Origin of the sequence: Pseudomonas sp. S3(2024), from assembly GCF_036861315.1 — a bacterium.
GTDB classification, from domain to species: domain Bacteria; phylum Pseudomonadota; class Gammaproteobacteria; order Pseudomonadales; family Pseudomonadaceae; genus Aquipseudomonas; species Aquipseudomonas putida_A.
Window position 1 is genome coordinate 757,659 of the sequence record NZ_JAZAQQ010000002.1, and the last position, 22,327, is coordinate 779,985.

Annotated in this window: 14 protein-coding genes; 8 read left to right on the forward strand and 6 right to left on the reverse strand. The window is 60.7% G+C overall.

Translation table 11 applies throughout. The features are described 5' to 3' along the window. Positions 1 to 31: 31 nt before the first annotated feature. Both VLA07_RS08250 and VLA07_RS08255 read left to right on the forward strand, forming a co-directional pair. Positions 32 to 634 (forward strand): DsbA family protein, encoded by a 603-nt coding sequence (locus VLA07_RS08250; protein ID WP_247268254.1) that lies wholly within the window; start codon positions 32 to 34, stop codon positions 632 to 634. Continuing rightward, positions 627 to 2,444: an ABC transporter ATP-binding protein gene (locus VLA07_RS08255; RefSeq protein ID WP_333989001.1), complete on the forward strand. Its 1,818-nt coding sequence runs from the start codon at positions 627 to 629 to the stop codon at positions 2,442 to 2,444. Before VLA07_RS08250 ends, VLA07_RS08255 begins: the two co-directional genes overlap by 8 nt. Here the strand turns inward: VLA07_RS08255 and VLA07_RS08260 are convergent, their stop codons facing one another. After that, positions 2,445 to 7,058 (reverse strand): deaminase domain-containing protein, encoded by a 4,614-nt coding sequence (locus VLA07_RS08260; RefSeq protein WP_333989002.1) that lies wholly within the window; start codon positions 7,056 to 7,058, stop codon positions 2,445 to 2,447. 172 nt (positions 7,059 to 7,230) lie between these two features. On the opposite strand from VLA07_RS08260, the gene VLA07_RS08265 reads away from it, so the two are divergent. Together VLA07_RS08265 and VLA07_RS08270 are read left to right on the forward strand one after the other, a co-directional pair. Continuing rightward, positions 7,231 to 9,690, forward strand: a complete 2,460-nt coding sequence (locus VLA07_RS08265; protein WP_333989003.1) for an EAL domain-containing protein — start codon at positions 7,231 to 7,233, stop codon at positions 9,688 to 9,690. 79 nt (positions 9,691 to 9,769) lie between these two features. Then, the gene (locus VLA07_RS08270) at positions 9,770 to 10,531 is read left to right on the forward strand and encodes a TenA family transcriptional regulator (RefSeq protein WP_442969537.1); all 762 of its coding nucleotides are present in this window, start codon (positions 9,770 to 9,772) and stop codon (positions 10,529 to 10,531) included. 137 nt (positions 10,532 to 10,668) lie between these two features. On the opposite strand, the gene VLA07_RS08275 is transcribed toward VLA07_RS08270, so the two are convergent. The 5 genes from VLA07_RS08275 to VLA07_RS08295 all read right to left on the reverse strand — a co-directional run bounded on the left by VLA07_RS08275 (position 10,669) and on the right by VLA07_RS08295 (position 15,647). Then, positions 10,669 to 11,595 carry a GGDEF domain-containing protein gene (locus tag VLA07_RS08275; RefSeq protein WP_333989005.1) on the reverse strand — a complete coding sequence of 309 codons (927 nt, stop codon included), beginning with the start codon at positions 11,593 to 11,595 and terminating at the stop codon, positions 10,669 to 10,671. A gap of 362 nt (positions 11,596 to 11,957) precedes the next feature. Further along, on the reverse strand, positions 11,958 to 12,698 hold the full coding sequence (locus VLA07_RS08280) for a YciK family oxidoreductase (RefSeq protein ID WP_027612414.1): 741 nt from the start codon (positions 12,696 to 12,698) through the stop codon (positions 11,958 to 11,960). 181 nt (positions 12,699 to 12,879) lie between these two features. After that, a complete protein-coding gene (gene mupP / locus VLA07_RS08285) occupies positions 12,880 to 13,551 on the reverse strand; it encodes an N-acetylmuramic acid 6-phosphate phosphatase MupP (protein ID WP_003226921.1) in 672 nt (223 codons plus the stop codon). A gap of 4 nt (positions 13,552 to 13,555) precedes the next feature. Next, positions 13,556 to 14,254: a bifunctional 2-polyprenyl-6-hydroxyphenol methylase/3-demethylubiquinol 3-O-methyltransferase UbiG gene (gene ubiG, locus VLA07_RS08290; RefSeq protein WP_027612415.1), complete on the reverse strand. Its 699-nt coding sequence runs from the start codon at positions 14,252 to 14,254 to the stop codon at positions 13,556 to 13,558. 58 nt (positions 14,255 to 14,312) lie between these two features. Next, positions 14,313 to 15,647 (reverse strand): TRZ/ATZ family hydrolase, encoded by a 1,335-nt coding sequence (locus VLA07_RS08295; protein ID WP_115989179.1) that lies wholly within the window; start codon positions 15,645 to 15,647, stop codon positions 14,313 to 14,315. A 108-nt stretch (positions 15,648 to 15,755) separates the two neighbouring features. On the opposite strand from VLA07_RS08295, the gene mtnA reads away from it, so the two are divergent. From mtnA to pheA, 4 genes are all read left to right on the forward strand, one after another. Beyond that, positions 15,756 to 16,832, forward strand: coding sequence for an S-methyl-5-thioribose-1-phosphate isomerase (gene mtnA / locus VLA07_RS08300; RefSeq protein ID WP_096794920.1), 1,077 nt, complete (start codon positions 15,756 to 15,758; stop codon positions 16,830 to 16,832). A 427-nt stretch (positions 16,833 to 17,259) separates the two neighbouring features. Then, positions 17,260 to 19,914: a DNA gyrase subunit A gene (gene gyrA, locus VLA07_RS08305; protein WP_247268174.1), complete on the forward strand. Its 2,655-nt coding sequence runs from the start codon at positions 17,260 to 17,262 to the stop codon at positions 19,912 to 19,914. Between the two features lie 232 nt (positions 19,915 to 20,146). Next, entirely contained in the window at positions 20,147 to 21,232 is a 1,086-nt protein-coding gene (gene serC, locus VLA07_RS08310; protein WP_333989006.1) for a 3-phosphoserine/phosphohydroxythreonine transaminase, read from the forward strand. After that, entirely contained in the window at positions 21,232 to 22,326 is a 1,095-nt protein-coding gene (gene pheA / locus VLA07_RS08315; protein WP_003226907.1) for a prephenate dehydratase, read from the forward strand. The genes serC and pheA overlap by 1 nt, the downstream gene beginning before the upstream one ends. Position 22,327: the final 1 nt, after the last annotated feature.

Sequence of the window (22,327 nt, forward strand, 5' to 3'; positions counted from 1 at the left end):
GACTGCGCGCCTGCTCTATGTGATGGATCCGATGTGTTCCTGGTGCTGGGGGTTCGCTCCAGTCGCCAAGGCCTTGGTCGAGCAGGCGCAGGCAGCCGGAGTGGAGCTGCATCTGGTGGTCGGGGGCTTGCGCACCGGCAGCGGTGCGGCGCTGGAACCGACCACGCGGCGCTACATCCTTGAGCATTGGCAGGCGGTCACCGAGGCCACCGGTCAGCCATTCAGGTTCGAAGGCGCGCTACCCGATGGTTTCGTCTACGACACCGAGCCGGCCTGCCGGGCAATTGTCACCGCGCGCAGTCTGGCGCCGGATTGCGCCTGGAAACTGGTCGGCCTGATCCAGCAGGCGTTTTACGCTGAGGGCCGCGATGTCACCCAGGCCAGCGTGTTGGTCGAGCTGGCCGAGCAGGCCGGCGTGCCACGTATCGAGTTTGCCGCGCTGTTCGATCATGCCGATCAGCACAAGGCGACTCAGGCTGATTTCAGCTGGGTACAGGATCTGGGCATCGCCGGGTTTCCGACCCTGCTCGCCGAGCGCAACGGCCAACTGGCGCTGTTGACCAACGGCTATCAACCGCTCAGTGAACTCTCGCCATTGCTCGGCCGCTGGCTGGAGCGCGCAGCCTGTGCCTGACCGAGCCGATGACACGCCAGCCGTAAAGCGTGTCGACCGGCTGAGCTGGGCAGAAGTCCGGCGCCTGGCACTGCATCACAAAAAATCCCTGTGGATCGCCAACGGCGTGGCCGTGCTGGCGACGCTGTGCAGCGTGCCGATTCCGTTGCTGCTGCCCTTGCTGGTGGACGAGGTCCTGCTCGGGCATGGCGATGCCGCGCTGAAAGTCATGAATCACGTGCTGCCGTCGATGTGGCAACAAGCGGCGGGTTACATCGGCCTGATGCTGCTGGTCACCCTGACCCTGCGTTGCAGCGCCCTGTGTTTTGGCGTGTTGCAGGCGCGGCTGTTTGCGCGGCTGGCGAAAGACATCGTTTACCGTATCCGTGTGCGCCTGATCGAACGCCTGAAAAGGATTTCCCTCGGCGAATACGAAAGCCTCGGCAGCGGCACTGTGACCACGCACCTGGTCACCGATCTGGACACTCTCGACAAATTTGTCGGCGAAACCCTGAGCCGGTTTCTGGTGGCGATGCTGACCCTGGTCGGCACCGCCAGCATCCTGATGTGGATGCACTGGAAACTGGCGCTGCTGATCCTGCTGTTCAACCCGCTGGTGATCTACGCCACGGTGCAATTGGGCAAGCGGGTCAAGCACCTGAAGAAACTGGAGAACGACAGCACCTCGCGTTTCACTCAGGCCTTGAGTGAAACCCTCGATGCCATTCAGGAAGTGCGCGCCGGCAACCGCCAGGGCTTCTTCCTTGGCCGGCTTGGCTTGCGTGCGCAGGAAGTGCGCAATTACGCGGTCAACTCGCAGTGGAAGACCGATGCCTCGAACCGCGCCAGTGGTCTGCTGTTTCAGTTCGGCATCGACATCTTCCGCGCGGCGGCGATGCTCACGGTACTGTTCTCCGACCTGTCGATCGGGCAGATGCTCGCGGTGTTCAGCTACCTGTGGTTCATGATCGGCCCGGTCGAACAACTGCTCAATCTGCAATACGCCTACTACGCGGCGGGCGGCGCGCTGGCGCGGATCAACGAACTGTTGGCGCGGGCCGACGAGCCGCAGTACCCCGGTGGCGTCGATCCGTTCAAAGGCCGGGAAACCGTGGGTATCGAGGTGCAGGGGCTGAGCTTCGGTTACGGCGATGAGTTGGTGGTGGATCAGATGAACCTGTCGATCGCCCCCGGAGAGAAAGTCGCGATTGTCGGTGCCAGTGGCGGCGGCAAAAGTACTTTGGTGCAGTTGCTGCTGGGGCTTTACACGCCGTCGGCGGGGACCATTCGTTTCGGCGGTTCGACCCAGCAGGAAATCGGTCTGGAGCTGATTCGTGAAAACGTCGCGGTGGTGCTGCAGCATCCGGCGCTGTTCAACGACACGGTACGGGCCAACCTGACCATGGGCCGCACCCGCAGTGACGAAGCCTGCTGGCAGGCACTGGAAATCGCCCAGCTGGAGGCGACGATTCGGGCGCTGCCGGACGGCCTCGACAGTATCGTTGGACGTTCCGGCGTGCGTCTGTCCGGCGGTCAGCGCCAGCGTCTGGCGATTGCGCGGATGATCCTCGCCGAGCCGAAAGTGGTGATTCTCGACGAAGCCACTTCAGCCCTGGATGCCGCCACCGAATACAACCTGCATCAGGCCATGGCGCGCTTCCTCAATGGCCGTACCACGCTGATCATTGCCCATCGCCTGTCGGCGGTGAAGCAGGCGGATCGGGTGCTCGTGTTCGATGGCGGGCAAGTGGCCGAGGACGGCGACCACCAGCAACTGATCGCCGATGGCGGCCTCTACGCCAAGCTCTACGGCCACCTGCAGCGCCTGTAATCAGCCCCACAGCACCTGCAACGCCGCCTCGCCGCCGTCGTGTCCGAACTGCTTCATCACCACCGAACAGGATTCGCACGGGCGCATGGTCGTGGCGATGTCGACCGCGCGGATCTCGTTCGGATCGGGGTATTTCTCGCGGATCACTCTGATCAGTTTGCTTTCGCTGTCCAGCGAGGTCGGGCGGAGGGTGTCCGCCGGTTTGTATTTTTGCAGATCCTTGATGGTTAGCGGCACGGCCAGAATCTTGCCCTGCTCGGTGACTTCCAGAGAGGTTCGCGGGAAGGCCGGGTTGTAGTCGACATTGATATAGGTGGTGTCGCTGATCCGCACTTGATTGGCGTCAATGTCGCGAAACAACGGCAGGCGCTGGGTGCTGCCCTGGGAGCCGGAGACACTGACGTAGATCTCCCGTTTACCGCTGGCCGTGGTGACTTCGGCAAAGGCAATGTTGCGCGGATTGACTGGCCGCTCACGCACGGGCAACAGTTTGTGCAGTTTCTGCATGGCACTGTCGATGCGCAGGGCCGCGTTGGTGTTGGCCGGATTGATTGTTGGCGACAGAAACAATGTGTCGAAAATCTCTGCGGTTTTTTGCCGAAAGGCTTCGGGCGCTTCCTTGCTGCGCGTCCAGGTGGCGGCGCCTTCGGGCAGGCGGGTGACGATCATCCGTGTCGAGTGATCGAACATCAGTGCTTCGCCCGGGCTGGTGTCGACCTTCAGCCATTTCATGTTTTTTGCAGGAATGGCCGTGGTGCCGATGGGGATCGCGATCTGCTCCATGGTCTGCATCGCGCGCTGCACCGATTCCAGGCCATGGATGCGCACCATGTTGTTGGCATGCAGCGAGCCGGTGTAGACGGTCAGCAGTTCAGCACCGAGGGTGCCGTCGGCCAGTTCGGCGGGGGCCAGGCGCTTGAACGTCAGCTGTTTGCCGGGGATTTCGCCTCTGGCGAAGGTTGCCAGGTAGTACTCGTGGTTGTTGACCCGGAAAAACACATGGGTGGCCGAGTCGTCGATGGCCGGCATCAGCACTGCACCGACCTGATGTGAATCGTTGATTCCGTCATAGGTACCGCCGGTTTTTATCCGCGCATAAATGCCTTTGCGAAACTGCAACGTGGCTTGAATCTGCTGCCTCGGCACCAGCATGCCCTGATGGAAGCCCAGCCGACGCAGATCGCCGGTGAACAGCCTCGGGCGGTTGGCGATGATCTGATAAAGCGTGGCATCGACCGCCAGGAACGTTCCGCTTTGCCGGGGAAGAGTGGCCGGCTCCGAAACCCGCTCGCCAAACCACGGTGCGTAACCCTTTTCCCTGTCGATGGTGCCGAGGGCGGGGGTCGGGGCGGGTTCTGCGGTGATGTAGCTGACGCGGCAGTCGCCCGCGCCCGGTGCACGACGTATCCGGCACGGCAGCAGCGTCCAGTGCTGGCTGTCATCGAGCAGATCGACCCGGCGCAGTTCATCGCCGTCGAGTCGATAAGGTACGTCATCGATCAATACCGTGGTGCGTCCCCCAGCCTCGGGGACAAGCTCGACGCGGGTGTTCGGCGCTACTTCGATATCGATCTGATCGTCGGTTTTTTTCACGGTGCGGTAGTGCGAACGCCCCAGCGAAAAATCATGCTCGTGTGCGAGCAACTGTGGCCCGTAAGGGCGGTCGGACAGCGGATCGAGCAAGTGATACCGCGAGCCGCCGATGTTGCGCACCGGCACATCGTCAATGCCCCTCACCACGGCCAGATGATCGGCAGGGTTCAGCGCTTTCCAGCGTCCGGCATCCAGTGCCTGGGGCAGACTGTGCGTCAGGTCATAATCAGCGCTTCTGCCAGCCAGCCTTTTCAGGCGTACTACGGCGCGGTGTTCCAGATGCGCCACAGCCCGCAGTGCGCCGAGCGCGCCTCGGCCACCAAGCTTGAGCAGGATGGGTACAGCGGCCAGTGGATTGAAGTTTCTCAAGGTCGAAACCAGCAGGTTTTCCGACAGTCTCGCCATGCGAGGCAGGGCGACGCGAATCGACATTTTTCCTGCCACTGCGGCGAGGCGGATGCTGCCGGCGACGAATTTGCCCAAGGGAATCGCGAACGAGACGATATCGAGAAACAGGCCGAGCACGCCCAGTGCGCGTTTCCACAGTTTGTCCGATTGCAGGTCTTCGAGGCTGCCCCAGAACGGGATAAAGCCCCTGACGGCATGAATCCAGTGTTTTTTGTTGATGTCGCGTTCGAAGCGGGTGCTTCCCCAGGCTTCACTGCGCAGCGCCTGCTCATCGACATAGAACAACTGGTTCGCGATGAAAGAGGCGATTTGCGCAGTGCGTGGCGAAGTGAAGGTCAGGTTCGGCGAGCTGTCGTGATGGGCTGCCGGGATCATCGAAGCGGGGAGGGGGGCGCCCAGTGAATCGAGGATGGCGACGCACTTGGCTTTGAGGTCGAGTATCTTGCCGTCCCAGTGTGCTTCTCGATGGAATGGCAGGCGGCCGGCGACGATGCGAGAGATGCTCTGTGCCTTGGTCCGTCCAGGTCTGGGTGATAGTGGTGGCAACGTAAACCCACCGATATGGAACGGCGTCAAGTCGGGGCGTTTGCGAATGATACCGGCGCGCGGCAGGCACTCGTAGAAGCGCGGTTCACTTCGATCATTCACGTGCAGCACGAAACCCATGCGTGCCCTGTGCGGCAGGGTGTTTTCCAGTGTTTCCAGGTGAGACTCGATAAGCCGTGTCGGATCTCTGAGGCTGAGAATCCGCACTTCACCGTGCTCCAGTGCCCGGCGGTCAGCCCACGGCAGCGTGACTAATAGCGACTTGATCAGATATTCATAGGCTTTGCGGGTCTTGCTCAGATAGTCGTCGAACTGCCGCTCAAACAATGTCTTGATGTCGGGCAGGGTGCGGTTGCTCGGGAACCGTGAAAGACGTCGGCCTGGAGGTCCGATGTCGACAAAACCGCTTTGCAGTTTGCCTGCTGCGTTGAGGCTGATCCATTCGCTGGCGCTGCGGCCATCGTTGCTGACGTACCAGCGTGTGTCGGCGCTCAGGCCGCCAGAGGCATAAACCTCCAGTAGCGGCCAAGTGGGCAATGCCACATCCGGGGTGTCGATAATGCTGCGTCGGCTACGGCTGGACGTTGAATGATGGTGGCGTTTGAGGCGAACCGTCGTGTGATCGTACAGCTCGTCGGCCAGCGCCTTGTCCAATTGCTGTTTTGCCAATGCGAGTCGCCGTGGCGGCTCGACGTCCAGTTGCAGGATCGCTGCGTTCATTTGCTTCTTGTGGTCTTCCAGCGCTTGCAGGGCAGCGTCATCGCCGGATGTCTCGTTCGCAGCCTGGGCTCCGGTGGCCAGCGTCCAGGTCTGTGCGGCAGTCACTCGGGTCATGGCGATCAGGGTTTGCAGGTCGGTGCTGGCGTTTTCGCTTTTGTGCAGCGGCAGATCGACCAGTTGCTGAAAGCTCAGATGTTCCAGCAACTGTGGATCAAGGGCATGGGCGAGGTGCACGCCATGCACGAAATTGACCCAGACCACCGAGCTGGCGTACGGCAGGTCGTCAGGAATGTCGCGCACTTGAAAATCCAGTCCGAACTGCGCCAGGCATACCCATCCCAGCAGATGTTTTTCGGTCGGGGTCGAGGTTCGGTGAGAATCCTCCAGGTGCTGTAAAAAATCGCGGCGAATGCTGGCGTAGCTGGCGCCGTAGTGAGCGCGTTGTTCCAGCGCAAAACCGGCCACTTCGGTCGAGCTGCCTTCGCCGGGCAGTTCGTACCACAGGCACAACGCTTCGAGCAGTAAACGCAGGCCGATATCGGGGACGGTCAGTTCATCGGGCCGCGCGCCATACCATTGCAGTTTCTGCAGCAGGCGCTGGCCCAGGTCACGCGCCTTGGGCGTGTCGAGCAAGCGTTCCAGGCAGGCGGCGGGCTGCTGTTCCAGTTGCTGGCGGGTGAATGGAGGCGTTACTTCGCTGGCCAGGCTGTCGATGGCTGACAGAGTTTTGCCGGTGAGCCAGTCGCCAATCAGGTCGTGAATCGCGGCTTTGTCATCGTCGCTCATCAGTACCGTCAGCGCCGCATGGTGTCGCAGATTCAGTCGATGGCTGGCGCTTTGTTCTTCGACCTTGCCAATCAGGCGGGCCAGCGTCTTGGCGTCCGGTGTGTCCGGGAATGTGAACCCGGACTCACGCAGCAACTGAGATAGCGGCAGCAGCCTGTCGGAACGCAGGTGTGCGCCTATACTCAGCAACGCTCGCTGAAACTCTTGAATGCGGCTGGAGGCCCGGGTGACATCTTCGATGGCGTAGCGGGCGGAACTGCCATCGGGACGGTTGAAGGAAAACCTGCAGTGACCGGCTGCGGCGTCGACTTGCAGCAGCGTTCCTCGGGACGCCTGCAGATGCGCCGCCAATTGTGGCTCGCCGCTGTCTTCGAACAGCGCTTGCAGAAGGTTTTGCGCATGGTCATGTGCTGCACCCAGGCGTGAATGTGTCTGGGGGGTGAGGTAGTAGGTCTGCAGTGAGGTCGATGCGCCGAGCACCGCGCGCAGGGCGGTGATCATTGCGCGGTATTCGCTCTGTTGGGCAGTATGGCGTTGCAGTGTGGCGGAAGGTGACTGCATGGAAACGGCTCTGGAATGATTGAAAGCCGTCAGTGTCGAAGCATGGCGAACAGTGGGTGCGGTACATACGTATCGCCGGTTGAAAATGTCCTGGCTTGCTGGAAGGGGTCGCCCCCTGGTCTGGCTCTGGCGGTCTCCCCTTGAAGATGACAGTGCGTGCGCAAAGGACCTCATGAAGCAAAAAAGGACTCTCGGAACGCCACGGTTGTTGGGCATCGTCTGGCCATTTATTGCCGTCGTGTTATTTCAGGCTTTACTGGGGGGCGTGAGTCTTTACGTCCTGTCGGCCGTTCGCGGCTATGTCGCCGGCGAGAGTCTCTGGTCCAAGGGCCAGAAGGACGCCATCTATTACCTGAACCTGTATGCCGACAGCCGCGACGAGGCGATCTTCCTTAAATACAAGGAAGCGATTGCCGTGCCTCAGGGCGGTCACCAGTTGCGCCTGGCGCTGGATCGTCAACCGCCGGATCTGCAGGCGGCACGGGAGGGGATCCTCAAGGGTGGCAACCATCCCGATGATGTGTCGAGCCTGATCTGGCTGTACCTCAATTTCCGTCATTTCAGCTATCTGGAAACCGCGATCGACCGATGGACCATCGGTGACGCCTATCTGGTGCAACTGGACAATGTTGCGCGCGAGATGCATCAGGGCATCAGCGAAAACATTGCGACGCCGGCTGATATCCAGCACTGGAAAGCGCAGATCTTTGCCATCAACGACGGTGTGACGCCGGCGGCCAAGGCGTTCAGCGATGCCTTGGGCGAAGGTTCACGGATGATCCTGCGCCTGCTGCTGTTCACCAACCTGGCTACGGCGCTGGGGTTGATCGTGCTGGCCCTGTTGCGCACCCACAAACTGCTCAAGCAGCGGCATGCCTTTGCCCAGGCGCTGCAGCTGGAGAAGGATCGGGCACACATCACCCTGCAATCGATTGGCGACGGGGTGATCACCACCGACGTCAACGGTGCGATCGATTACATGAACCCGGCGGCGGAGGCGATGACGCACTGGAAGTCCGAGCACGCGGCGGGGTTGCCATTGGCAGCGCTGTTCAATCTGCTCGATGACAATGCGCAGACCGAAGGGCTGACACTGATCGAGCACATTCTCAGCGGGCAACTGATCGGTGGCAGCGAGCACTCCAAACTGATTCAGCGCCTGGATGGCAGTACGGTCTCGGTGACGCTGGTGGGCGCGCCGATCCGCAACGCCGAGAAGGTTATCGGTACGGTGCTGGTGCTGCATGACATGACTCAGGAACGGCAATACATCGCCAACCTTTCGTGGCAGGCGACCCACGATGCCCTGACCGGTCTGGCCAACCGCCGCGAGTTCGAATATCGCCTGGAGCAGGCCCTGCACAATCTGACGCGCCAGCCCGGTCGGCATGCGCTGATGTTCCTCGATCTGGACCAGTTCAAACTGGTCAACGACACCTGCGGTCATGCCGCCGGCGATGAGTTGCTGCGGCACATCTGCACACTGTTGCAGTCGGGCTTGCGCGAGAGCGACACCCTCGCGCGGCTGGGCGGCGACGAGTTCGGCATTCTGCTGGAGAACTGCGCCCCGGATGCCGCCGAGAAAATTGCCGAGAGCCTGCGCCAGACCGTGCAGAACCTGCACTTTGTGTGGAAGGGGCGGCCGTTCCTGACCACCGTGAGTATCGGCCTGGTGCACATCGCCCAGACCCCGACCACCCTCGAAGCATCATTGCGCGCCGCCGACATGGCTTGCTACATGGCCAAGGAAAAGGGCCGCAACCGGGTCCAGGTCTATCATGCCGAGGACTCCGAACTGTCGCTGCGCTTCGGCGAAATGGCCTGGGTGCAGCGCCTGCACATGGCGCTGGAGGAAAACCGCTTCTGCCTCTATGCCCAGGAAATTGCTCCGCTGGGCGCTACAGCCCATGGCGGGGGGCACATCGAAATACTCTTGCGTCTGCATGACGAAGCCGGACGGATGATCCTGCCGGACAGTTTCATCCCGGCGGCCGAACGTTATGGCCTGATGAGTCAACTGGATCGTTGGGTCGTCGAGAATGTTTTTAAAGTCATTGCCCAATGTATTGCCGAACAACATGAAGGTCCGTTGGCAATGTGTGCGATTAATCTTTCAGGCATTACTATCGGAGATGACGCGTTCTTGCACTTTCTGCGTGAACAGTTTGTTAATTACGCCATACCCCCTGAAATGATTTGTTTTGAAATTACTGAAACCAGCGCCATTGCCAATCTTGGCAGTGCAATTCGATTTATTAATGAACTCAAAGGCTTAGGTTGTTACTTCTCACTTGATGACTTTTGTGCCGGAATGTCTTCATTCGCTTATCTGAAACATTTGCCTGTAGACTTCCTGAAGATCGACGGGAGTTTCGTAAAGGATATGCTGGACGACCCGATTAACCGTGCAATGGTCGAGGTGATCAATCACATCGGGCATGTCATGGGTAAGCAGACAATTGCCGAGTTTGTTGAAACAACCCAGATCGAGCAGGCATTGCTTGAAATCGGGGTGGATTACGCTCAGGGTTATGTCATCGAACGCCCGCAGTTGTTTACCTGCGACAGTTTGCAAAGTCGGCCCGCCAGACCGCAGCCGCTGTTGTTCAAGGCGCCTGGCACGTTCCGTTGAAATCTCTTGCCGATCCTTACAATCACAAATCAAAAGGAGCCGAACAGTGATCGACACATTCAACCGAACCGGACCACTCATGGAAGCTGCAAGTTATCCTGCCTGGGCACAACAGCTCATTGCAGATTGCAGCGAGAGCAAGCGCCGGGTTGTCGAACATGAACTGTACCTGCGCATGCGCGATAACAAGCTCATCGCCAAAACCATGCGCCAGTACTTGATCGGGGGCTGGCCAGTAGTTGAACAATTCGCGTTGTATATGGCGCAGAACCTGACCAAAACCAAGTTTGCCCGCCATCCTGGGGAGGACATGGCGCGCCGCTGGCTGATGCGCAACATCCGCGTCGAACTCAATCATGCCGACTACTGGCTGAACTGGAGTCGCGCGCATGGCGTCAGCCTGGAGGATCTGCAGGCCCAGCAAGTACCGCCGGAACTGCATGCGCTGAGTCACTGGTGCTGGCATACGAGTTCGGCGGATTCGCTGATCGTCGCCATCGCTGCGACCAACTACGCCATCGAGGGCGCGACCGGGGAGTGGTCGGCGCTGGTCTGCTCAACTGGCGTGTACGCGGCAGCGTTCCCGGAAGAAGAGCGCAAGCGTGCAATGAAGTGGCTGAAGATGCATGCCCAGTACGACGACGCTCACCCATGGGAAGCGCTGGAAATCATCTGCACGCTGGCGGGTATGAATCCGAGCCAGGCGCTGCAGACCGAGTTGCGTCAGGCGGTGTGCAAGAGTTACGACTACATGTACCTGTTCCTGGAGCGTTGCATGCAACTGGAAACTGCCGAGCGCGCGATCCACGGTCGTGAACGTCGGACACTCGTAGAGAGCTGATAGCCAATAACGCCGTAAAAAATGTAGGAGTGAGCCTGCTCGCGATCACGGTGTGTCAGTCAACATCGACGGTGACTGACACACCGTGATCGCGAGCAGGCTCACTCCTACAGTGGTTTTTGGGTGTCTGGAAGGACTCAGCCCGCCATCGCCAGCCGATTACGCCCTTCACGCTTGGCCACATACAGCGCACTGTCGGCCCGGCGCAGCAGGCTGTCGGCCGATTCCCCCGGCAACAGCGTCGAACAGCCAAGGCTGACAGTCAGGTCGATCAATTGACCGTCCGCAAAGTATTCCGCAGTCTGCGCGGCATGGCGCAGACGCTCGCCGACCATCGCCGCCGCTTCTCGGCCGGTGTTGCACAGCAAGATCAGAAACTCTTCCCCGCCATAGCGAAACACCATGTCGACGTTGCGCAGCTGGCCCTTGATTGACGCTGCCACCCCTTTGAGTACGTCATCCCCGGCGCTGTGGCCATGACTGTCGTTGACCCGTTTGAAGTGGTCGATGTCGAGCATCAGCACCGACAACGGTTGCAGGTGCCGGCGGGACATGTCGATCTCGCGTTGCAGGGTCTGCTCCATGGCGATCCGGTTGCCGGTTCCGGTCAACGGGTCGCGCAGCGCACTTTGTGTTGCCGCGCGGTAGAGCAGGGCATTGCGCATCGGGAACAACAGCGACGACAGCAGCGATTCGAGGTTGCCCTGATCCTGCTCGCTGAAGCGCTGGTTGCGGCGGAAGACCAGTTCACCCAGGTGCTCGCCTTCGTGGCTGAGGCTGTAGCTGACCGAATGGTGACCGCGGGCACCGAACTCCAGGCGCAAGTCGCTGCCCGAATGCACGTAGCTCAAGGCATCCAGCGGCACAAGACGCTGAACTTCGCGGAAAAACAGACCGAGGATTCGTTGCGGCTCAAGACTGGTTTGCAGTTGCAGGCTCATTTGCTGGCGCAATTGCGCCAGGCTGGCCGGGCGTTCCAGAAGCGGAGGCAGCTGACCAAAGCCCAGGCGTTGCAATTTGGCACTGTCAAAGTCAATTGCATTGGTCTGGGAAGGTGATTTCATATGGCGTGAGCCCCTAAGCAGTAAGTCTGTCTTACAGGCTGGGTGAGAGCGGCTATGGGCTGCGCGTCATACTGATCCATCAGTCCCGTAGGACATTTGGCGTAAGTTTAGTCTGCCTGATGACGATTAGTCAGCTATCGAAATCGGCCTTGCCCCAGTGCCTTCACACGGCATGCTTTGAGGAAAATTAGAGCGAAAGTCGTGCCATTCGGTTCAGGTTTATTAAAACCTTTATGAATCAACAGGATGGCTTTTTGCTTTGAGGGCGGGTGGCGGATATTTGACTGAGGTGTGACGGTGGGAAGCGGCAATTGCGTGCCGCGACGGTAATCCGCCACGGCAACAAAAGCGACGTATGGCAGTTATTGCGCGTTGAATGCCTGGCCATTGATGCCTGCGCTGTCAGGACCCATCAGGTACAGGTACACCGGCATGATCTCTTCCGGGGTCGGATTGTTCAGCGGGTTTTCTCCCGGATAGGCCTGTGCACGCATGCTGGTACGCGTGCCGCCCGGGTTGATGCTGTTGGAGCGCACGGGTGCCACGCCATCGACTTCATCGGCCAGGGTTTGCATCAAGCCTTCGGTGGCGAACTTCGACACTCCGTAAGCGCCCCAGTAGGCCCGGCCCTTGCGCCCGACGCTGCTGGAGGTGAACACCACCGAGGCATCCTGCGACAGCTTGAGCAACGGCAGCAGGGTGCTGGTCAGCATGAACATGGCATTGACGTTGACTTGCATGACACGCATGAAGTTTTCGCCCGACAACTGCTCGATCGGCGTGCGCGGCCCGATGATCGAGGCGTTGTGCAGCAAGCCGTCGAGGTGGCCGAACTCGCTCTCGATCATCGCCGCCAGCTCATCGTATTGATGGGGCAAGGCGGTCTCGAGGTTGAACGGGATCACCGCCGGTTGCGGATGACCCGCGGCCTCGATCTCGTCGTAGACCTGGGTCAGATTGGCTTCGGTCTTGCCCAGCAGCAGCACGGTGGCGCCGTGGGCGGCGTAGGTTTTCGCGGCAGCTGCACCGATGCCACGGCCGGCACCGGTGACCAGAATGACCCGATCCTTGAGCAATTCGGGACGGGCGGTGTAATCGAACATAAGAACCTCTCCATAAGGCGAATGCTGAACTCTGTGGCGAGGGAGCTTGCTCCCGCTCGGCTGCGGAGCAGTCGTAGTGCCAGCCAGTGCGGTGTGCCTGAGAAAATGCGGACTCAGGTAAAAATGGGGCCGCTGCGCGACCCAGCGGGAGCAAGCTCCCTCGCCACAGGATGGGGGCGGGTCAGCAGCTGCACAGCGCGCTGTCGAGCACCTTGCGCAACTCCAGCGGATGATCCACCACCACATCCGCGCCCCAGTGCCGCGGGTTGTCGTCCGGGTGAATATAGCCGTAGGTCACGGCGCAGGTCTTGGTGCCGGCATCGCGGCCCGACTCGATATCGCGCAGATCATCGCCCACAAACAAAACCGTCGACGGATCCAGATCAAGCATTTTGCACGCGAGGATCAGCGGCTCCGGGTCCGGCTTGCTGTTTTTCACGTGATCCGGGCAGATCAGCAGCGCCGAGCGCTCGGCCAGCCCCAGCTGTTGCATGATCGGCTCGGCAAACCGTACCGGTTTGTTGGTGACCACGCCCCAGATCAGGTTGGCCCGCTCTATGTCGGCCAGCAGCTCGCCCATGCCGTCGAACAGCTTGCTGTGCACAGCGCAACCGGCCAGATAACGCTCGAGGAATTCCTGACGCAGCTCCTCGAAGCCCGGCGATTCCGGGTCCATCGAGAACGTCACCGCGACCATCGCTTTGGCGCCGCCGGAGATTTCGTCGCGGATGTGCTTGTCGTTCATTGGCGGCAAGCCGCGATCCGCGCGCATCGCCTGACAGATGGCGATGAAGTCCGGCGCGGTGTCGAGCAGGGTGCCGTCCATGTCGAAAAGGACTGCTCTGATGGCCATCGGCTTACTCCTCGCGCAGGGTCTGGATCATGTAGTTGACGTCAACGTCGCTGGCCAGCTTGTAGTGCTTGGTCAGCGGGTTGTAGGTCAGGCCGATGATGTCCTTGACGGTCAGGCCGGCGATGCGGCTCCAGGCGCCCAGCTCGGACGGGCGGATGAATTTCTTGAAGTCGTGGGTGCCACGCGGCAGCAGCTTCATGATGTATTCGGCGCCGATGATGGCGAACAGGTACGCCTTCGGGTTGCGGTTGATGGTCGAAAAGAACACCTGGCCGCCGGGCTTGACCATGCGGTAGCAGGCGCGGATCACCGACGACGGGTCCGGTACGTGCTCAAGCATTTCCAGGCAGGTCACGACGTCGAACTGCTCGGGCATCTCTTCAGCCAGGGCTTCGGCGGTGATCTGCCGGTATTCGACGCTGACCCCGGACTCCAGCTGGTGCAGTTGCGCGACCGCCAGTGGCGCTTCGCCCATGTCGATGCCCGTGACAGTGGCGCCGCGCTGGGCCATGGCTTCGCTGAGGATGCCGCCGCCGCAACCGACGTCGAGAACTTTCTTGCCGGCCAGATTGACTCGCTCGTCAATCCAGTTGACGCGCAGCGGGTTGATGTCGTGCAGCGGTTTGAATTCGCTTTCACGGTCCCACCAGCGATGGGCCAGGGCTTCGAATTTGGCGATTTCGGCGTGGTCGACGTTGCTCATGATGTATTCCTCGAAAAACTTGAAAAGGGCTGTAGCCGCGGAGTCTGCTCCGCGGTGTTTACGATTCGGTGTGGCCGCTGATGCGCTGGCCCCAGGCCCGGGCGGTGGCGCCCAGCTGTTGTTCGTCCAGACGGGTCAGGCGCCGGTCGTCGAGTAACTGTTTACCGGCGACCCACAGGTGTTTCACGCAGTCGCGGCCGGTGGCATAAATAAGCTGCGACACCGGGTCGTAGACCGGTTGCTGAGCCAGGCCGGACAGGTCGAAAGCGACGATGTCCGCAGCCTTGCCGATCTCCAGCGAACCGACCTGCGCCTCGATGCCCAAGGCCCGTGCGCCGTTGAGCGTGGCCATGCGCAGCGCACGATGGGCGTCCAGCGCGGTGGCCGAGCCAGCGACGGCTTTGGCCAGCAACGCGGCGGTGCGGGTTTCGCCGAGCAGGTCGAGGTCGTTGTTGCTGGCGGCGCCATCGGTGCCGACGGCGACGTTCACGCCAGCCTGCCACAGGCGCTCCACCGGGCAGAACCCGCTGGCCAGCTTCAGATTCGATTCCGGGCAGTGGATCACGCTGGTGTTGCTTTCTACCAGCAATGCCAGATCGTCATCGCTGATCTGGGTCATGTGCACCGCCTGGAAGCGCGGGCCGAGCAGGCCGAGACGACCGAGGCGGGCCAGTGGCCGCTCGCCGCGATGCTCCAGCGATTGCTGGACTTCGAAGGCGGTCTCGTGGACGTGCATGTGGATCGACGCGTCCAGCTCTTCGGCGATCACGCGGATTTTTTCCAGGTTCTCGTCGCCCACGGTGTAGGGTGCATGTGGGCCGAAGGTGATCTTGATCCGTTCGTGATGCTTCAGATCGCCGAACAGCTCGACGCCCTGACGAATGGCCTCATCGGCGCTGCTGGCGCCGGGGATCGGGAAATCGAGGATCGGAATCGCGATCTGCGCGCGAATGCCGCTGTTGTGCACGCGCTCACTGGCGACTTTCGGGAAGAAATACATATCCGAGAAACAGCTGATGCCACCCTTGATCTGCTCGGCAATCGCCAAGTCAGTGCCATCACGGACGAAATCTTCATCGACCCATTTGGCTTCGGCCGGCCAGATGTGGTTTTCCAGCCAGGTCATCAGCGGCAGATCGTCGGCCAGACCGCGGAACAGGGTCATCGCCGCATGCCCGTGAGCGTTGATCAGGCCCGGGCTGAGCAGCACGTCCGGCAATTCGCGGACTTCAGTGGCGTTACACTTCAATGCTTCGGCGCGCGGGCCGATAAACACGATGCGACCGTCGCGAATGCCCAGGCCATGCTCCTTGAGCACAACGCCTGCGGGTTCGACGGGTACCAGCCAGGTCGGCAGCAATAATAAGTCGAGCGCAATGGCAGGTTTCGGCATCGAGGGTCGGTTCCAGTGCTTTTGTAAAGGATGGCGAAGTATACCCGAGCGTCTTCGCGGGGGGATCGCTATAATCGGCGGCTTTTGTTCATGAGTGCGGGGTGAGGGATGCGCGATCGACTGTTGGCTGCGGAGAAAGTAAAGGCCATCGATTGGCGAGATGGCGCGCTCCACCTGCTGGATCAGCGTATTTTGCCGTTCGAGGAAACGTGGATTGCCTACACCAGCGCTGCCGGTGTGGCTGAGGCGATTCGTTCGATGGTGGTGCGTGGCGCACCGGCCATCGGCATCAGCGCGGCCTATGGCATTGTGCTGGCGGCCCGCGCCCGCGTGGCTGAAGGCGGCGACTGGTACGCGGCGCTGGAAGAGGATTTCGCCCTGCTGGCGGATTCCCGCCCGACGGCGGTCAACCTGTTCTGGGCGTTGAATCGCATGCACGATCGGCTCGATCGCCTGAAGGACAATGCCGATCCGCTGGTGGCGCTGGAGGCCGAAGCCATTGCCATTCATGAAAGCGACCGCGAAGCCAACCTGACCATGGCCCAGCTCGGCGTCGATCTCATCCGCAAACATCAGGGCAATGCCCAGGCGATCCTGACCCACTGCAACACTGGTGCTCTGGCCACCGGCGGTTTCGGTACCGCGCTGGGGGTGATTCGTGCGGCGTATCTGGAAGGCATGGTCGAGCGGGTGTATGCCGATGAAACCCGGCCATGGCTGCAGGGTTCGCGCCTGACCGCGTGGGAGCTGGCGAACGAAGGCATCCCGGTGACGCTGAATGCCGATTCGGCGGCTGCGCACATCATGAAAACCAAAGGCGTGACCTGGGTGATCGTCGGCGCTGACCGCATCACTGCCAATGGCGACGTGGCGAACAAGATCGGCACCTATCAACTGGCGGTCAACGCCATGCACCACGGCGTGCGTTTCATGGTGGTGGCGCCGAGTTCGACCATCGACATGCATCTGGCCAGTGGCGACGACATCCCGATCGAGGAACGTGACGGCGCCGAGTTGCTGGAGGTGGGTGGCAAGCGCGTGGGGGCGGATGTCGAGGCGTTCAACCCGGTGTTTGACGTGACGCCGGCGGATCTGATCGATGCGATCGTCACTGAAAAGGGCATCGTCGAGCGGCCGGATACGGCGAAAATGGCCCAGTTGATGTGCCGCAAGCGCCTGCATTGATTTGGCTTTGGCGTCTGCAAGGACGCCATCGCGAGCAGGCTCACTCCTACAAGGTTTTGTGTCGAACGCAAACCCTGTAGGAGCGAGCCTGCTCGCGATGAGGTCATCAAAGTCAATAAACATCGCAAAACCTGACCTCAAAACTGTATTCAAAGAGGCTCTGAGCCTCTCTCGTCCCCTTTACGCCTGTCATCGGTCAACTAACTATGCTCCATGCGCATCTGGGGGATAGGTGCGTGGCGGCTCTTGTGATAACATCCGGCGTTTTCCGAGGCAGCTTCATGGAGCTGTCTTTACTGCGCAAATCCACGGTTCGATTTGTTGATTTGTCGTAAGTCGGCGCATGGCACTCAGCCTGCCCCGACGAGCTTCGTACATCCCATATGGATATGACGAAGTTTCACCAGAAAAAGGAATCAGGCTTCTCATGGGCGAACTGGCCAAAGAAATCCTCCCGGTCAATATCGAAGACGAGCTGAAACAGTCCTACCTCGACTACGCGATGAGCGTAATCGTCGGCCGTGCACTGCCGGATGCGCGCGATGGCCTCAAGCCCGTGCACCGTCGCGTACTGTTCGCGATGAGCGAGCTGGGCAACGACTTCAACAAGCCGTACAAGAAATCTGCCCGTGTTGTCGGTGACGTGATCGGTAAGTATCACCCGCACGGTGATACCGCGGTGTACGACACCATCGTCCGCATGGCTCAGCCTTTCTCCCTGCGCTACCTGCTGGTTGACGGTCAGGGCAACTTCGGTTCGGTGGACGGCGACAACGCCGCGGCCATGCGATACACCGAAGTGCGCATGACCAAGCTGGCGCACGAGCTGCTGGCTGACCTGCATAAAGAAACCGTGGACTGGGTGCCGAACTACGACGGCACCGAAATGATCCCGGCGGTGATGCCGACGCGCATCCCCAACCTGCTGGTCAACGGTTCCAGCGGTATCGCCGTGGGCATGGCGACCAACATTCCGCCGCACAACCTCGGTGAAGTCATCGACGGTTGCCTGGCCCTCATCGACAACCCCGAGCTGACCGTCGATGAGCTGATGCAATACATCCCCGGTCCGGACTTCCCGACGGCCGCGATCATCAACGGTCGTGCCGGCATCATCGAAGCCTACCGTACCGGTCGCGGCCGCATTTACATGCGTGCGCGTTCGATCATCGAAGACATCGACAAGGTCGGCGGCCGTCAGCAGATCGTCATCACCGAACTCCCGTATCAGCTGAACAAGGCGCGTCTGATCGAGAAGATCGCCGAGCTGGTCAAAGAGAAGAAGCTTGAAGGCATCACCGAGCTGCGCGACGAGTCCGACAAGGACGGTATGCGCGTCGTGATCGAGCTGCGTCGCGGCGAAGTGCCTGAGGTGATCCTCAACAACCTCTACGCCCAGACCCAGCTGCAATCGGTATTCGGCATCAACATCGTCGCGCTGATCGACGGCCGCCCGCGGATTCTGAACCTCAAGGATCTGCTGGAAGCCTTCGTCCGTCACCGTCGCGAAGTGGTTACCCGCCGTACCGTGTTCGAACTGCGCAAGGCCCGCGAGCGTGGTCACATCCTCGAGGGTCAGGCCGTTGCCCTGTCGAACATCGACCCGGTGATCGCTCTGATCAAGGCGTCGCCGACTCCGTCGGAAGCCAAGGAAGCGCTGGTCAGCACCCCTTGGGAATCCTCGGCGGTGGTGGCGATGGTGGAACGTGCCGGTGCCGATTCGTGCCGTCCGGAAAACCTCGATCCGCAATACGGTCTGCGCGAAGGCAAGTACTTCCTGTCGCCAGAGCAGGCGCAAGCCATTCTCGAACTGCGCCTGCACCGTCTGACCGGTCTGGAGCACGAGAAGCTGCTGGCCGAGTATCAAGAGATCCTCAACCAGATCGGCGAGCTGATCCGCATCCTCAACAGCGCCGTGCGCCTGATGGAAGTGATCCGCGAAGAGCTGGAAGTGATCCGCGCCGAATACGGCGACGTGCGTCGCACCGAGATTCTCGATGCGCGTCTCGACCTGACCCTGGGCGACATGATCCCGGAAGAAGAGCGCGTCGTGACCATCTCCCACGGTGGCTACGCCAAGACTCAGCCGCTGGCTGCGTACCAGGCTCAGCGCCGTGGCGGCAAAGGCAAATCGGCGACCGGCGTCAAGGATGAGGACTACATCGCTCACCTGCTGGTGGCCAACAGTCACACCACGCTGCTGTTGTTCTCCAGCAAAGGCAAGGTGTACTGGCTGAAGACTTACGAAATTCCGGAAGCGTCCCGTGCCGCCCGTGGTCGCCCGCTGGTCAACCTGCTGCCGCTGGATGATGGTGAATACATCACCACCATGCTGCCGGTCGAGGAATACACCGAAGGTCACTACATCTTCATGGCGACCGCCAACGGCACCGTCAAGAAGACCCCGCTGGAATCCTTCAGCCGTCAGCGCAGCGTCGGTCTGATCGCGCTGGAGCTGGACGAAGGCGACGTGCTGATCTCTGCGGCCATCACCGATGGCGAGCGCGAAGTGATGCTGTTCTCCGACGGCGGCAAAGTCACGCGCTTCAAAGAGTCTGACGTGCGTGCCATGGGCCGTACCGCCCGCGGTGTACGCGGCATGCGTCTGCCGGAAGGGCAGAAGCTGATTTCGATGCTGATCCCGGAAGAAGGTAGCCAGATCCTCACCGCTTCCGAGCGTGGTTATGGCAAGCGTACCGCGATCACCGAGTTCCCTGAGTACAAGCGTGGCGGCCAAGGCGTGATCGCCATGGTCAGCAACGAGCGTAACGGCCGTCTGGTCGGTGCGGTTCAGGTGCTCGACGGCGAAGAAATCATGCTGATCTCCGATCAGGGCACGTTGGTACGTACCCGTGTCGACGAAGTGTCGAGCCTGGGCCGTAACACCCAGGGCGTGACCCTGATCAAACTGGCCAAGGATGAAACCCTGGTTGGTCTGGAGCGGGTTCAGGAGCCGTCGGAAGTCGAAGGCGATGAGCTTGAAGGTGAAGAGGGTGCCGGGTTCGAGGGAGATGTCGTGAACGACGACGTTGCCGAGGACCAGCAACTCGACGCCGCAGCTGACGAAGAGCCGCAGGAATAAGCGGACAAGCGAGGGGGCGGATGAAAATTCGCCCCCTTGTTATTTGTCTGGTATGAAATTTCGACACCCATGAAGATCCAGTGTGGGAGCGGGCTTGCTCGCGAAGAGGGACTGACATTCAATGGCGATGTCACCAGTCCAGCCGCTTTCGCGAGCAAGCCCGCTCCCACATTCGATTTGTGTCGGCTGATGATGTAATGCGTGATACCACCAAATCAGAGCGAGATTGGATGTGAGCAAGCGAGCCTATAACTTCTGTGCCGGTCCTGCGGCGCTTCCTGAAGCTGTCCTGCAACGTGCCCAGGGTGAACTCCTTGATTGGCATGGCAAGGGTCTGTCGGTCATGGAAATGAGCCATCGCAGCGATGAGTTCGTGTCCATTGCTACCCAGGCCGAGCAGGACCTGCGTGACCTGCTGAATATCCCGTCGAACTATAAAGTGCTGTTTCTGCAAGGCGGCGCCAGCCAGCAGTTTGCGCAGATTCCGCTGAACCTGTTGCCTGAAGGCGGCAGCGCCGACTATATCGACACCGGTATCTGGTCGCAGAAAGCCATCGAAGAAGCCTCGCGCTACGGCCACGTCAACGTTGCCGCCACCGCCAAGCCTTACGACTATTTCGCCATTCCGGGCCAGAACGAGTGGAATCTGTCGAAAGACGCCGCTTACGTTCACTACGCGCCGAACGAAACCATCGGCGGTCTGGAATTCCAGTGGATCCCGGAAACCGGTGATGTGCCGCTGGTCGCCGACATGTCTTCGGATATCCTCTCGCGTCCGGTCGACATCTCGCGTTTCGGCATGATCTACGCCGGCGCACAGAAGAACATCGGTCCGAGCGGTATTGTCGTCAACATCATCCGCGAAGACCTGCTGGGCAAGGCGCGTGCGCTGTGCCCGACCATGCTCGACTACAAGGTCGCGGCCGATAACGGCTCGATGTACAACACGCCGCCGACCCTGGCCTGGTACCTGTCCGGCCTGGTGTTCCAGTGGCTGAAAGAGCATGGCGGCGTTGAAGCGATCGCCAAACTGAATGACGTCAAGCAGCGCACGCTGTATGACTTCATCGATGCCAGCGGTCTCTACAGCAACCCGATCAACAAGTCGGACCGCTCGTGGATGAACGTGCCATTCCGTCTGGCTGACGATCGCCTGGACAAGCCGTTCCTCGCCGGTGCCGATGCGCGCGGCCTGCTCAACCTCAAGGGCCACCGCTCCGTGGGCGGCATGCGCGCCTCCATCTACAACGCCGTCGACATCAACGCCGTCAACGCGCTGGTGGCGTACATGGCTGAATTCGAGAAGGAACACGGCTGATGTCCGAGCAAGAACTCAAGGCACTGCGCGTTCGCATCGACGCTCTGGACAGCAAGGTTCTCGAGCTGATCAGCGAGCGTGCCCGCTGCGCCCAGGAAGTTGCGCGAGTAAAGATGGCCTCGCTGGCCGAAGGCGAAGTGCCGGTGTTCTATCGTCCCGAGCGTGAAGCTCAGGTGCTCAAGCGGGTGATGGAGCGCAATCAGGGGCCGTTGGGCAACGAAGAGATGGCGCGGTTGTTCCGCGAAATCATGTCCTCGTGCCTGGCGCTCGAGCAGCCGTTGAAAGTGGCTTACCTCGGCCCTGAGGGCACCTTCACCCAGGCGGCGGCCATGAAGCACTTCGGCCACGCGGTGATCAGCAAGCCGATGGCGGCAATCGACGAAGTGTTCCGTGAAGTGGCGGCGGGTGCGGTGAACTTTGGCGTGGTGCCGGTGGAGAACTCCACCGAAGGCGCGGTCAACCACACCCTCGACAGCTTCCTCGAGCACGACATGGTGATCTGCGGTGAAGTCGAGCTGCGCATCCACCATCACCTGTTGGTCGGTGAAAACACCAAGACCGACAGCATCAGCCGCATCTACTCCCACGCGCAGTCGCTGGCCCAGTGCCGCAAGTGGCTGGACGCGCATTATCCGAATGTCGAGCGCGTGGCGGTGTCGAGCAACGCTGAAGCGGCGAAGCGGGTCAAGGGTGAGTGGAATTCGGCGGCGATTGCCGGCGACATGGCCGCAGGCTTGTATGGCCTGACGCGTCTGGCCGAGAAGATCGAAGACCGTCCGGACAACTCGACGCGCTTCCTGATGATCGGTAACCAGGAAGTGCCGCCGACCGGCGACGACAAGACTTCGATCATCGTCTCGATGAGCAACAAGCCCGGCGCGCTTCACGAGCTGCTGGTGCCGTTCCATGACAACGGGATCGACCTGACCCGGATCGAAACCCGTCCGTCGCGCAGCGGCAAATGGACCTACGTGTTCTTCATCGACTTCGTCGGCCACCACCGTGATCCGCTGATCAAAGGTGTGCTGGAAAAGATCAGCCAGGAAGCAGTAGCACTCAAAGTGCTGGGTTCCTACCCGAAAGCAGTTCTCTAAG